The 12,907-nt window shown below is 70.0% G+C and carries 16 protein-coding genes; 8 read left to right on the top strand and 8 right to left on the bottom strand.

All coding sequences use genetic code 11. From position 1 onward, the window contains the following. Position 1 precedes the first annotated feature (1 nt). From OG542_RS21795 to OG542_RS21775, 6 genes are all read right to left on the bottom strand, one after another. Entirely contained in the window at positions 2-847 is an 846-nt protein-coding gene (locus OG542_RS21795) for a sulfurtransferase (protein WP_193479644.1), read from the bottom strand. A gap of 137 nt (positions 848-984) precedes the next feature. Then, on the bottom strand, positions 985-1,065 hold the full coding sequence (locus tag OG542_RS40755) for a putative leader peptide (protein ID WP_350310325.1): 81 nt from the start codon (positions 1,063-1,065) through the stop codon (positions 985-987). Between the two features lie 204 nt (positions 1,066-1,269). After that, positions 1,270-2,007, bottom strand: coding sequence for an LmeA family phospholipid-binding protein (locus OG542_RS21790; RefSeq protein ID WP_184599309.1), 738 nt, complete (start codon positions 2,005-2,007; stop codon positions 1,270-1,272). Positions 2,008-2,427: 420 nt separating this feature from the next. Next, positions 2,428-3,474 (bottom strand): hypothetical protein, encoded by a 1,047-nt coding sequence (locus OG542_RS21785; protein ID WP_328413129.1) that lies wholly within the window; start codon positions 3,472-3,474, stop codon positions 2,428-2,430. 2 nt (positions 3,475-3,476) lie between these two features. Further along, complete coding sequence (locus OG542_RS21780) at positions 3,477-3,731, bottom strand: MoaD/ThiS family protein (RefSeq protein WP_193479641.1); 255 nt, start codon at positions 3,729-3,731, stop codon at positions 3,477-3,479. A gap of 37 nt (positions 3,732-3,768) precedes the next feature. Next, positions 3,769-4,620, bottom strand: a complete 852-nt coding sequence (locus tag OG542_RS21775; protein WP_328413127.1) for an alpha/beta hydrolase — start codon at positions 4,618-4,620, stop codon at positions 3,769-3,771. Between the two features lie 171 nt (positions 4,621-4,791). Between OG542_RS21775 and OG542_RS21770 the strand changes: the two genes are divergently transcribed. The 6 genes from OG542_RS21770 to OG542_RS21745 all read left to right on the top strand — a co-directional run bounded on the left by OG542_RS21770 (position 4,792) and on the right by OG542_RS21745 (position 10,359). Further along, positions 4,792-5,571 carry a winged helix-turn-helix transcriptional regulator gene (locus OG542_RS21770; RefSeq protein WP_328413125.1) on the top strand — a complete coding sequence of 260 codons (780 nt, stop codon included), beginning with the start codon at positions 4,792-4,794 and terminating at the stop codon, positions 5,569-5,571. Positions 5,572-5,698: 127 nt separating this feature from the next. Then, positions 5,699-6,721 carry a LacI family DNA-binding transcriptional regulator gene (locus tag OG542_RS21765; protein WP_311126437.1) on the top strand — a complete coding sequence of 341 codons (1,023 nt, stop codon included), beginning with the start codon at positions 5,699-5,701 and terminating at the stop codon, positions 6,719-6,721. 100 nt (positions 6,722-6,821) lie between these two features. Then, positions 6,822-7,829 carry a S1C family serine protease gene (locus OG542_RS21760; protein WP_328413122.1) on the top strand — a complete coding sequence of 336 codons (1,008 nt, stop codon included), beginning with the start codon at positions 6,822-6,824 and terminating at the stop codon, positions 7,827-7,829. A 46-nt stretch (positions 7,830-7,875) separates the two neighbouring features. Further along, complete coding sequence (locus tag OG542_RS21755) at positions 7,876-8,058, top strand: hypothetical protein (protein WP_328413120.1); 183 nt, start codon at positions 7,876-7,878, stop codon at positions 8,056-8,058. A gap of 100 nt (positions 8,059-8,158) precedes the next feature. Continuing rightward, positions 8,159-8,896: a response regulator transcription factor gene (locus tag OG542_RS21750; protein WP_193479635.1), complete on the top strand. Its 738-nt coding sequence runs from the start codon at positions 8,159-8,161 to the stop codon at positions 8,894-8,896. Further along, entirely contained in the window at positions 8,893-10,359 is a 1,467-nt protein-coding gene (locus OG542_RS21745; RefSeq protein ID WP_328413118.1) for a sensor histidine kinase, read from the top strand. Before OG542_RS21750 ends, OG542_RS21745 begins: the two co-directional genes overlap by 4 nt. An 889-nt stretch (positions 10,360-11,248) precedes the next feature. Here OG542_RS21745 and OG542_RS21740 read toward each other — a convergent pair. Together OG542_RS21740 and OG542_RS21735 are read right to left on the bottom strand one after the other, a co-directional pair. Then, positions 11,249-11,425, bottom strand: a complete 177-nt coding sequence (locus tag OG542_RS21740) for a DUF397 domain-containing protein (RefSeq protein WP_328413116.1) — start codon at positions 11,423-11,425, stop codon at positions 11,249-11,251. Further along, complete coding sequence (locus OG542_RS21735) at positions 11,422-12,249, bottom strand: helix-turn-helix domain-containing protein (RefSeq protein ID WP_328413114.1); 828 nt, start codon at positions 12,247-12,249, stop codon at positions 11,422-11,424. Before OG542_RS21735 ends, OG542_RS21740 begins: the two co-directional genes overlap by 4 nt. Positions 12,250-12,389: 140 nt before the next feature. Between OG542_RS21735 and OG542_RS21730 the strand changes: the two genes are divergently transcribed. Beyond that, a complete protein-coding gene (locus OG542_RS21730; RefSeq protein ID WP_328413112.1) occupies positions 12,390-12,605 on the top strand; it encodes a hypothetical protein in 216 nt (71 codons plus the stop codon). Then, complete coding sequence (locus tag OG542_RS21725) at positions 12,602-12,868, top strand: hypothetical protein (RefSeq protein ID WP_328413110.1); 267 nt, start codon at positions 12,602-12,604, stop codon at positions 12,866-12,868. Before OG542_RS21730 ends, OG542_RS21725 begins: the two co-directional genes overlap by 4 nt. The last annotated feature ends 39 nt before the right edge of the window (positions 12,869-12,907 follow it).

Raw genomic sequence — 12,907 nt, 5'->3', positions numbered from 1 at the left:
TTTACTTGTTGGCGCCGAGCTCGATCGGCACGCCCACCAGGGAGCCGTACTCGGTCCAGGAGCCGTCGTAGTTCTTGACGTTCTCCACACCGAGCAGCTCGTGCAGCACGAACCAGGTCAGCGCGGAGCGCTCACCGATGCGGCAGTAGGCGATGGTGTCCTTGGCCAGGTCGACGCTCTCCTCGGCGTAGAGCTCCTTGAGCTCGTCGTCCGACTTGAAGGTGCCGTCGTCGTTGGCGTTCTTGGACCACGGGATGTTCCGGGCGCTCGGCACGTGGCCGGGGCGCTGGGACTGCTCCTGCGGCAGGTGGGCGGGGGCGAGCAGCTTGCCGGAGAACTCGTCGGGCGAGCGCACGTCGACCAGGTTCTGCGAACCGATGGCCGCCACGACGTCGTCGCGGAAGGCGCGGATGGACGTGTTCTGGGCCTTGGCCTTGTAGTCCGTCTTCGGCCGCTCGGGCACCTCGTCGCCGGCGACGAGCTCGCGGGCGTCGAGCTCCCACTTCTTGCGGCCGCCGTCGAGGAGCTTGACGTTGTCGTGGCCGTACAGCTTGAAGTACCAGTACGCGTACGAGGCGAACCAGTTGTTGTTGCCGCCGTACAGGACCACCGTGTGGTCGTTGCCGATGCCCTTGTCCGACAGGAGCTTCTCGAAGCCCTCCTGCGTGACGAAGTCACGGCGCACCGGGTCCTGGAGGTCCTTGGTCCAGTCGATGCGGATCGCGTTCTTGATGTGGTTCTTCTCGTACGCGGACGTGTCCTCGTCCACCTCGACGATCGCGATGCTCGAGTCGTCCAGGTGCTCCTGAAGCCAGTCGGCGTCTACCAGGACGTCGCTGCGGCTCATGCTCTTTCTCCTCCGGGGCAGTTACGGCGGGGCGTGCGAGGTATGCAAGGGCGCGCGCCCATGACGAGGGCGGCGCACGGATGCCCTTGATGCAGGGCGGCGGGGATGCGCGCGTCGGAGCGGGCCGACGCGGTCGCTCAGAAGGTGCGACAGAGCATGGCGGCGACGCGGCACAGGTCTACTGCCCGCCGCTTCGTGAGATCCGCCTGTCGCTTCATGCCGTCGATCGTAGGGACGGCAGGGTGCGCGTGTCACCGGTGTGTCGCATATTGAGACGCAAAGATCCGCCATATGGGATCAGCGACCTGTCCGTGCGTCTCCCGCACGGCTTCGGCCCGCCTGTATTCGCCGTCACATCTACGCTACGGACTTCACCGTCTCGCCCACCGGACAGCCCTGGTCGGTGCCGCCTTGCGCCTTCCCTACCCGGCCAGCCGGACGTTGGAACCCTTCACCGTGATCTCCACGCCGTTCGGCGCCGCCTGGACCTTGTCCAGCTGGATGCCGCCGGGCAGGCCGTCGATCTTCTGCTGGAAGTCGGTGATGGCCCGGACGCGGGACTCGGCGATGTCGACGCCGCCGAACTTGGGCAGACCGTCGGCCTTCACCCGCACTTCGCCGTCGACCACCGTCACCGAGCTGAGCACGGAGACCGGCTCGGGCAGCTTGGTGCCGAGAACGGTGGCCTCGACGGTGACCTTGATCTTTCCGTTGCCGCCGTCGGAGAGGCCGACGACGTTGGCGGTGACGCCCGGGGCGACCTGGGTCGGTTCGGACTTCGCCGTCTTCAGCAGCTCGTCGTAGGCGATGGTCGCGGTGCCGGTGGCGCTGGTGGCGGTGGCGGAGCTGTAGTCGCCGGAGAACTCGACGCCCTGCATGTCGGCCTTGAGGTCGTCGATGCGGATCTTCTGGCCGCCGTTGCCCGCGGCGGCCTCGTAGTCCTGGATGCCGACCTCGATGTCGTCCAGCGAACCGCCGGCGACCTGGGTGAGGAACGGGAAGCCCTTGATGGAGACGTCGGGGGTCGCCGAGAGGTTCTCCGTCGTCTTCAGGCGGTCGGCGGCCTCGTCCTCGGCGAAGTTCAACGCGACGCGGTCGGCGATCACGAAGAGCCCGCCCAGGATCACGACGACGATCAGCAGTATTCGCAGTGCGCGCATACGGTGTTTCCCCCACCTCGGCGGTTGGACGGCGGTCCGGTCCCTGACGACCGGGTGGCCGTCCAAGCGTGAGGGTAACTCCGTGGGCTGTGGGCGCCCTGGATTTGTCGATCATCTGTGACAGGCGGGTGCCGGGCGTCGGGGCTGGGGCCGGGTGGGTCCGCAGCCCGGCGTAGCGGGGTGCCTCCCCCACTCTCGGCTTCGCTCGAGCGGGGGGACCCCCACCGCCCACCCGTGCCGCCCTTAGCGGCACGATTGCCCGCAGCTAGGTACGCACGGAAGGGGACGTGTCGGGGGGTGTCCGCCCGCAGCGGTTGGCGCGTCAACGGACAGTCAGTCGGCGTCCGACCCCATCGCGCCGTTCCGAGGACGGACACCCCCCGACGCGGCCCCGACCCACCACCCGCGAGGAGGCGGGCGCTAGACCAGGGCCCGCCCCAGCACGTACACCGCCGGAGCCGCTGCGGACAGGGGCAGGGCCACCCCCGCTGTGAAGTGGACGAAGCGGGACGGGTAGTCGTAGCTCGCGACCCGGTGGCCGATCAGGGCGCAGGCGCCCGCGCCCGCTCCCAGCAGGGCGCCCGGCGTGCCGAGGCCCGTCATCGCGCCGGCCGCGACGCCCGCGCCCGCCGCCGCGAGCAGCGCCACCACCACGGACGCCGGCGTCGGCAGCGGTAGGGCGCGGGCCAGGACCGCGACCGCCACCGCGATCGCACCCACCGTCACCGCGTCCGCCTCGGCCGCGAGATAGCCGCCCGCGACGATCGCCAGCGCCGCCGCCGCGACCGTCGCCATCAGGCCGTACATCCGCTCGTCCGGGTCGGCGTGCGAGCGCAGTTGCAGGACGAGGGAGAGCAGGACCCAGACGCCGAGCGTGCCCAGGATCGCCGACGGCGAGCGGTCCGACACCAGCAGCGCCGCGTCCGCGGCGAGCGCCCCCGCGAAGCCCAGCGCGATGCCCTGCCGCGCCGGCCACATCCCGTTCAGCCGGAACCAGCCCGCCGCGGTGACGGCCTGGAGGGCGACGAGGGGAACCAGCAGCGCGTACGTGCCCACGGCCGCGGCACCCGCCAGCAACAGCCCGAGCAGCGCCGTCAGCGCGGCCGGCTGCATCCCCGGCTCGATGACCGGCGACCGCCCCTCCGCCCGCGCCCGCTGCGCGTCCGTGACGCGCGTGTTCCCGCCGACGGTGGCGGGGCCGTACGCGGAGTCGGGAGCGGGTTCGGGCGCCGGAGCCGCAGGGACCTCACCGGCGGCCGGAGCCGCGTACCCCTGCTGGGGCAGATACGCCGTCTCCGCCGCCGTCACCGGCTGCCGCGTCTGCGTCTCCCAGGTCTGTCCCTGCCACTGCTGCGTGTTCTGCGTGTACTGCTGAGCGGCGTACGGATCGTCGTACGGCTGCTGCCCGGGCCACGCCTGCGGCTGCTGCCCGTAAGGGTCATAGCCCTCATACGGCTGGTTGCTCATCGTCATCCTCCTGCGAACGGCGGGAGCACCTCGACCGTGCCGCCGTCGGCCAGCCGTACCGTCTCATGTCCGCGGGTGCCCACGGGGTCACCGTCGACGAGGAACGAGCATCGCCGCAGGACACGCTCGAGGTCGCCGGGGTGTCGCTCGCGCACCCCGGCGAGCGCCTCGGCGAGCGTGACCGCCTCGTACGGCTCTTCGGCCACCCCGGCCGCGGCCTTGGCGGCGGCCCAGTAGCGCACCGTGACCTTTGGCATCTGCTTCCTCAATCGCTCGTCGGTGAACTCCGTCAGGCTAGCCCGCCCGGCCGACGGCCCACTCCCCGATGCGCGCCAGCAACGCGTCGCTCGCCGCGTGCTCGGCATGCCCCATGTCCGGCTCAAGCCACAGTTCGCCCTGGTCACCGGCGGCCGCGGCCAGCATGCGGGGGTGGTCGAGCGGGAAGTAGCCGTCGGCGTCGCCGTGCACGATCAGCAGGGGCGTGGGCGCGATCCTCGGCACCGCCTCCACGGGGGAGAGGGGGACCGGGTCCCAGTCCCGGTGGTGGATGCGCGTACCGAAGCCGTACCGGCTCACCGCCCGCCCCTCGGGCCGGGTCACCAGCCAGTGCAGCCGGCGCATGGGCGCCGTCCCCCGGTAGTACCAGCGTGCGGGCGCGCTGACGGACACCACCGCGTCCGTGCCCGCCTCGTACAGCGCCGCGTGCCGCAGCACCACCGACCCGCCCATGGAGAACCCCACCGTCGCCACGCGCGCGTGCCCGAGTTCCCGGGCCCACCGCACGGCCACCGCCAGGTCGAGCACCTCCCGGTCCCCGACCGTGGACCGCCCGCCGGACGCCCCGTGGCCCCGGAAGGAGAACGTGACCACGGCCCCGTGCCGGGCAAACGCCTGGGCCACCCGCCGCACGTGCGGCCGGTCCACGGCACCGGTGAAGCCGTGGGCGACGACGAACACGGGATGAGCGGAAAGTGTCCCGGAGGCGTCGTATACAGCGGTACCCGGGTCGTATACGGCGTCGATCGTTACGCCGTCGGCGGTGCGCAAAAAGGTCCGCGCGGGAGTCCGCACAGGCGTTCTGGCGGTCGTCTCGGAGTTCGGACCATCGGTGGAACGCGCCACATGACCTGCCGGACCAGAGCTCATGTGGGCTATTCTGCTGGGCAGAGGACTCGGGCAGCGTTGCCCCCGGGTCCTTTTGTGCTTTCGGAAGCGTTGTATACGAAGCGGGAAACCGCAGGTGTACGGGCCTTCGGGATCGCAGAGCGGTGCTGTACCAACAAACGTCCTCGCAGGGACCGAGGAGGAACCAGACGTATGAGTTCTCTGCTGCTCCTGACCAACGCCCTCCAGCCGTCGACGGAGGTGCTCCCCGCCCTCGGCCTGCTTCTGCACAACGTGCGAGTGGCCCCCGCGGAGGGACCCGCCCTCGTCGACACCCCGGGTGCCGATGTCATCCTCGTCGACGGCCGGCGCGATCTGCCACAGGTCCGCAGCCTGTGCCAGCTGCTCCGGTCGACCGGCCCGGGCTGTCCACTGATCCTCGTCGTCACGGAGGGCGGTCTCGCCGCCGTCACCGCGGACTGGGGCATCGACGACGTTCTGCTCGACACCGCCGGCCCGGCGGAGGTCGAGGCGCGGCTGCGGCTGTCCATGGGACGGCAGCAGATCGTCAGCGACGACTCCCCGATGGAGATCCGCAACGGCGACCTGTCGGTCGACGAGGCGACGTACTCCGCCAAGCTGAAGGGCCGCGTCCTCGACCTCACCTTCAAGGAGTTCGAGCTCCTGAAGTACCTCGCGCAGCACCCCGGCCGCGTCTTCACCCGCGCCCAGCTGCTGCAGGAGGTGTGGGGCTACGACTACTTCGGCGGTACGCGCACGGTCGACGTGCACGTACGGCGGCTGCGCGCCAAGCTCGGGCCGGAGCACGAGTCGCTGATCGGCACCGTCCGGAACGTCGGTTATCGATTCGTTACGCCGGAGAAGGTGGAGCGCGCGGCCGAGGAGGCGAAGGCCAAGGCGGCCAAGGCAAAGCAGGACGCAGCGGACAATTCGACCGACCTGGATGCCGCCGAGGCACGCACCAAGGCGTAAGAGGCGTATCGCGATGCCCACCTGGGCATCGCTTTCCGCGAGGGCGGCTCCGGACGGCGGTCGGGATATCGTACGGAACCTCCTTTACGCCCTGCCCAGAGCCGGTATATCCGCGTAGACTCCGCGCGTGGCCAAGGTGACTCGGGATGATGTGGCGCGGCTGGCAGGGACTTCCACTGCCGTGGTCAGCTATGTCATCAACAACGGACCCCGGCCGGTCGCCCCGGCCACGCGCGAGCGTGTCCTCGCCGCGATCAAGGAACTGGGGTACCGGCCCGACCGGGTGGCCCAGGCCATGGCGTCCCGGCGTACGGATCTCATAGGCCTGATCGTGCCGGACGCGCGCCAGCCCTTCTTCGGGGAGATGGCGCACGCCGTGGAACAGGCCGCGTCCGAGCGCGGAAAGATGGTGCTCGTCGGGAACTCCGACTACATCGGCGAGCGCGAGGTCCACTATCTGCGGGCCTTCCTGGGCATGCGCGTCTCGGGGCTCATCCTCGTCAGCCACGCGCTCAACGACCTGGCGGCCGCCGAGATCGAGGCCTGGGACGCCCGGGTCGTGCTGATGCACGAGCGGCCCGAGGCCATCGACGACGTCGCCGTCGTCACGGACGACCTGGACGGCGCCCAGCTCGCCGTACGGCACCTGCTGGAGCACGGCTACGAGTACGTGGCCTGTATGGGCGGCATAGCGGAGACCCCCGTGGTCGGCGACCCGGTCTCCGACCACGTCGAGGGCTGGCGGCGCGCGATGGACGAGGCCGGCATCTCCACGGAAGGCCGCCTCTTCGAGGCCCTCTACAACCGCTACGACGCCTACCAGACCGCCCTGAAGATCCTTTCCGGCCCCGACCGCCCACCCGCGATCTTCTGTTCCACCGACGACCAGGCGATCGGCCTGCTGCGGGCGGCGCGCGAGCTGCGGATCGACGTCCCCGGCGAGCTGGCGGTGGCCGGGTTCGACGACATCAAGGAGGCGGCGCTCGCCGACCCGCCCCTGACCACGATCGCCTCCGACCGCCCGGCGATGGCCCGCGCCGCGGTGGACCTCGTCCTCGACGACGGCCTGCGGGTCGCGGGGGCCCGTCGGGAGCGGCTGAAGGTGTTCCCGTCCAGATTGGTGACACGGCGGTCCTGCGGCTGCGCGTAGTCCGGTCAGGACGCGCGTTTATATCGGGCATACGAGGTTCTGTCGGGCTTCTCAGGAAGCGCTCAGGCAGCTCTCATGGTCGGGCGACAAGCTCAGTTCCATGACCGAAAGCCTCCGCGACAGCGGCGAGTACGAGAACCCGTACCAGGGCGACCAGCAGTACGCCACGGCGCCCGTGAACCCCGAGTGGCCGCCTCCCCCGGCGTACGCCCCGGCGCCAGCTCCGAAGAAGCGCAAGCGTGGCCCCGTAGCCCTGCTCGCCGCCGTGGCGATCGTCGCCGCGGCGATAGGCGGCGGCACCGCCTACGGCATCCAGGAGCTGACCGGCAACGACACCGTCGCCTCCAGCTCCACCAGCACCAACGTGGTGCCGTCCAGCCAGAAGGGCACGGTCTCCGGCGTCGCCAAGGCGGTCAGCCCGAGCATCGTCGAGATCAGCGCCGACTCCAACGCCGGGTCCTCCACCGGCTCCGGCGTGATCATCACGAGTGACGGCGAGATCATCACCAACAACCACGTCGTCTCCGGTGCCTCGCAGATCAAGGTGAGGACCAACGACGGCAAGTCCTACACCGCCAAGGTCGTCGGCACCGACAGCAAGAAGGACCTCGCGCTGATCAAGCTGGAGAACGCCTCCGGCCTGAAGACCGCGACACTCGGCGACTCGGCCGGGGTGGGGGTCGGCGACCAGGTCGTGGCGATCGGCTCCCCCGAGGGCCTGACCGGTACCGTCACCAGCGGCATCATCTCCGCCCTCGACCGGGACGTCACGGTCTCCACGGACGAGAGCCAGGGCCAGGAGCAGGGACAGGGGCAGCAGGGCGGCGAGTGGCCGTTCGAGTTCGGCGGCCGGGAGTTCAACGGCGACACCGGCTCGGACACGACGACGTACAAGGCGCTCCAGACCGACGCGTCCCTCAACCCGGGCAACTCCGGCGGCGCGCTGATCGACATGAACGGCAACATCATCGGGATCAACTCCGCGATGTACTCGGCGGCGGGCGCCTCCTCCTCCGCGGCCGCGGGCAGCGTGGGCCTGGGCTTCGCGATCCCGATCAACACCGTCAAGGCCGACCTCGCCACGCTGCGGGCCGGTTCCACGGACTGAGTTGCACCGAATACGGACCGAGTTCCACCGAATGAGGAGTACCGCGATGATCCAGCAGATCGCGCACACGGAGTCCGGCGGCGATCCGGCCGGGGTCGGGCTGGCCCTGGCGGTGGCGTACGAACTGCACGCGCCGACGGGCCGGGCACCGGAGGTGGCGATCCCGACGGCCACGGCCGCCCGGCGGGCGGGCCGGGCCGCCGCCCGGCGCCGCACGGCACGGGCCTGACGCTCCTCCCGGCACCGCCCGCGCTCGTGCTCGTGCGCGTGCGAGGCTGAGAGCGTCAGACGCCCCGCCCCTCCCCTTCACACCCGAGGACCCCGAGCCCATGAGCCCCGCAGACGGCGACCGTGACCCCCAGCGCATCCTGATCGTCGACGACGAGCCGGCGGTACGCGAAGCACTTCAGCGCAGTCTCGCCTTCGAGGGGTACGGGACCGAGGTCGCCGTCGACGGCGCGGACGCGCTGGTGAAGGCCGCCGCGTACCGGCCCGACCTGGTCGTCCTCGACATCCAGATGCCCCGCATGGACGGCCTGACCGCCGCGCGCCGCATCCGCGCCACCGGCGATCTGACGCCGATCCTGATGCTCACGGCCCGCGACACGGTCGGCGACCGGGTCACGGGCCTCGACGCGGGCGCCGACGACTACCTGGTCAAGCCCTTCGAACTGGACGAACTCTTCGCCCGCATCCGCGCCCTGCTGCGCCGCAGCTCCTACGCGGCGGCCGTGGGCGCGGGCAACCCGGCCGACGAGGACGCGCTCACCTTCGCCGATCTGCGCATGGACCTCGCGACGCGGGAGGTCACACGGGCCGGCCGCCAGGTGGAGCTGACCCGCACGGAGTTCACGCTCCTGGAGATGTTCATGGCACACCCGCGCCAGGTCCTCACGCGGGAGCAGATCCTGAAGGCGGTCTGGGGCTTCGACTTCGAGCCGTCGTCGAACTCCCTCGACGTCTACGTCATGTACCTGCGCCGCAAGACCGAGGCGGGCGGCGAACCGCGCCTCGTCCACACGGTGCGGGGTGTCGGATACGTACTGCGGCCGGGCGGCGCGGAGTGAACAAGGTCGTACGCCGGTTCCGCTCCCTGCCGATCCGGTCCCGACTGGCGCTGCTGGTGGCGGCGGCGGTGGCGTTCGCGGTGGCGGCGGTGTCGGTGACGTGCTGGTTCATCGTGCAGGGGAAGTTGTACGACCAGGTGGACGATGACCTGCAGTCGTCGTTCCGGACGATTCAGGCGGACGAGTTCGACGCGCTGACCAAGACGTGTCCCCAGAACCCGTCGAACACGCTCGGCGGGGCGCCGCGGCCGCAGACCTACGCGCAGGTGGTCAGGACCGACGGCAAGGTCTGCCGCTTCAGCAGCCTCATGCCCCAGGTGAACGTGACGAGCGGCGACAAGGCCGTGGCCAAGAATCCCGACTACAGGACGGCCGTACTGCGCAACGGCACGGACAGCGACGGCAACTCGGTGCGCGTGCTGACCACGGCGGTGGTCGTGAAGGACGGCCCGTTCCAGCAGGGCGTGGCCGCCGACTACGCGCTGGTCATCGCCGTCCCGCTCAAGGGAACGGAGTCCACGCTCAACGAACTCGCGCTGATTCTGTTGCTGGTCTCGGGCGTAGGGGTGTTCGGCGCCGGTGCGGCCGGCCTCACGGTCGCGAGGGCGGGCCTCCGTCCGGTGGACAAACTCACGGAAGCGGTCGAGCACGTCGCCCGCACGGAGGACCTGGACGTCCGTATCCCGGTCGACGACGCGAGCGACGACGAGGTGGCTCGCCTCTCCCGCTCCTTCAACTCGATGACCTCGGCCCTGGCCAGCTCCCGCGAACTCCAGCAACAACTCATCGCGGACGCGGGCCACGAGCTACGCACGCCGCTCACCTCACTGCGCACCAACATCGAACTCCTCACCCGCAGCGAGGAAACGGGCCGCCCCATCCCGGAGGCGGACCGCAAGGCGCTCCTGGCCTCGGTGAAGGCGCAGATGACGGAACTGGCCGCACTCATCGGCGACCTGCAGGAACTCTCCCGCCCGGACACCGGCCAGCACGCGGCCCGGACCCAGATCGTCGCGTGGCAGGACACCGTCGAGTCGGCCCTGCGCCGCGCCCGGCTGCGCGGCCCGGAGTTGACGATCACGGCGGATGTCCAGCCCTGGTTCGTCCGCGCGGAGCCCTCCGCCCTGGAACGGGCGGTGGTCAACATCCTCGACAACGCGGTGAAGTTCAGCCCGGAGTCCGGCACGATCGAGGTACGCCTCGCCTCAGGCACCCTCACGGTCCGCGACCACGGCCCGGGCATCCCCGCCGACGAACTCCCCCACGTCTTCGACCGCTTCTGGCGCTCCCCGAGGGCGCGCGCCCTGCCAGGCTCGGGACTGGGCCTGTCGATCGTGGCCCGGACGGTGCAGCAGGCGGGGGGCGAGGTGTCCCTGTCCCACGCCGAGGGGGGCGGCACGGTGGCGACGGTACGACTGCCGGGGGCGGCTGTGCCTCCACCGGAGGATCTGCCCCTTCCCTGAAGGTCGGGTCGGGTAGGGCGGCTGGGCGGCTACAGCACGTCGAACGAAACTGCCGGGGCCGCCCGCTTCTTTGTCAGTGTCGTGCTTCCACGAGCCGAGTAAAGGGCGCTCCGCGTCGCCTTCGGCGATGCCCCTCCGGGCCACCCTTGACTCAACTCGCTCCAGCACGGGAGAGAAGCGAGCGAGCGGCCCGGAAAGGCGGGTGGCCAGGGAAAACGGCCCCTTCGGTCGCTTGTCCGGCCGCTCGGCGATGAGGGTGGGCGCAGCCGCTTTCCGCCTGCACGCCGGGTGAGCTGAGCGGCGATCCCTGGGCGGGTGGTGCGGTGGGGGTGGGATCGCGCCGGCGGTGCCGGGCACGCCGGGTGAGTTGGCGGCGATTGGCAGTGGCAGGTCGGGCCTGTTGGCGGCTTGCGGTGTGTGGGCGTGGTGGCAAGCCGCCGCTCACGGGGCCAAGCTCAGGTTTTGGAGCGTATGGGCCACTGCCGACTCTGTCTGCCTGGGGTTATCACCTGGACGGTGCCCAAACGCTCCAACTGCCCCTCCGAGTCCCTCCCAAGCCCCCACTCGCCGCTCGCCGCTTGCCCCGTCCGGCGTGCCCCACCCCTGCGGACGCGCCACCGCACCACCCACCCACCGCTCGCCGCTAAGCCAACCCGGCGTCCAGGCGAGGCGCGAGCGCGCACGTCAACGCCGCTCAGCAAAGCGACGGGCCAAGCCCGCAAACAGGCTCGGCCCCCCGCATTTCCGGGCCGCTCGCTCGCTTCTCTCCCGTGCTGGAACGGCCTGGGTCAAGGGTCGGCCGCAGGCCGATCGCCGAAGGCGACGCGAAGCGCCCTTGATGCAGGCCGTGGAAGCACGACACTGCCAAAGAAGCGGGCGGCCCCGACAGTTACTTCTTGACGTACGTGACGAAGGACGCCCAGGAACCCGACCGGAACACGAGCACAGGGCTGTCCGACCGCTTGCTGTCCCGGACGGGAACTACGCCAGGGCAGTTGTCGGCGACCTCGACACAGTTGTTGGCTCCCCCGTCGCTGTAGCTCGACTTGCGCCAGGTGGGCTTCATGATCTGTGCTCCTCCAGTACGTCCCGGATGAACGTCAGCGAGTCCGACGGGGACAGCGCCAGATCCCGCAGCAGATCGTAGGACAAACGGTGGCGCAGGACAGCCTCCGGATCATCCGTCAGCAGACCGCTGCTGTCTCCTTCTGTGTAGGCTGCGGAGCTCCCGTCTTCCTGCCAGAGCAGGGTCAGAGACCCCTTCCCCATGAGGGGATGTACCCCAGCGGAGAACGGCAGTACCTGCACGGCGACGTTGGGCCACTGGGCCACTGCCTCGATGTGCAGCAACTGACCATCCCAGATCTCCGCGTTGGCCGAGGGGCGGCGGAATGCGGGCTCGTCGATGATGAATCGGGCACTGGGTGCCGGGTTTTTGCGCAGCAGAAGCTGCCGTCCCAAGCGCGCGGCCACCTGTTCTTCGACGTCATCGCTGTTGCCTGCTGTTGCCTGTGGCCCAGACAACACCTCACGGGTTAAGTCCTCTGTCTGCAAAAGTCCAGGCACGTCAGGCGTGTACACGCGCAGAATCCGAGCTGTCGCTTCCAGCTCCATGTACGTCTTGTACTTGTCCTTGAAGGCGTCGAGCTGCGCCATCCTCCAGAGGGTCACCAGCAGGTCAGCGCACCCGTAGTAGCTGTCCAGGTCCTCCATGACCGCCCGTTTGGAGAGCCGTTCTCCCTTCTCCAGGCGGCCCAGGTAGCTCTTGTCGTATCCGGTGTCTTCGGCCAGATGCCCCAGCGATTTCCCCGCCTGCTCCCGCAAGAACTTCAGCGTCCTGCCAAGAACTCCCCGCCCCGCCTCCCGCTCCCCGTCAACCGCTTCGCCCACGTCACCCCTCACCGTTGCCTGGAGCGTCAGGCAACACCTGACCCCTTCCGCAGCGTACGCGCGAGCCGTAACCATCGAGGCACGAACGGTAATCACCGCTCGTCAAGGCCCTGCCTGCCGCCCGAAAGGGACACATCGTCATGCGCTTACGCCTCCGCGCCGCCGAACTCTGCGAGTCCCTGCTCCTGACCCTCGTACGACTCCTGCTCCCTGCCCAAGGGCGCCACCGAGCCACCCCCGGCCATCGGCCACCCCCTCTACCCGATCCCCCTCCACGCCTCCTCGACGCAGAGCCCCTCGTCATGGACACCCCGCTGGTCCGGCCCTACCTCCACACCCTGGAGGTCTACGCATGAGGCTGCTCCCCTGGACCGGCACCGACGGCAAGCCCTGTTATCTCTCCACCGACGATTCCGACAGCCTTCTCTCGCACCTAGCCGACGACATCGAAGCGGCTCAACTCGCCTCCGCCGAACAGGTACTCGCCGGCGCCAGAGCCGTACTCAACGACCCCAAGTCCGGTGAACGCGCCGTGCGTTTCGCGCTGACAAGGGCCGTGGAGTCCCTGGGAGACGTGCTGCGTGTCGCGGTCAGTCGCGGGGAGGGTGACGCCCGATAAAGCGGGACATGACAACCGGCCAGCTGTCAATGTCCTGTC

It is taken from the genome of Streptomyces violaceus, from assembly GCF_036014075.1.
Lineage (GTDB): Bacteria > Actinomycetota > Actinomycetes > Streptomycetales > Streptomycetaceae > Streptomyces > Streptomyces violaceus.
Note: the sequence above shows the minus strand (reverse complement) of the source record. Positions and strands in the feature narration are given on the sequence as shown.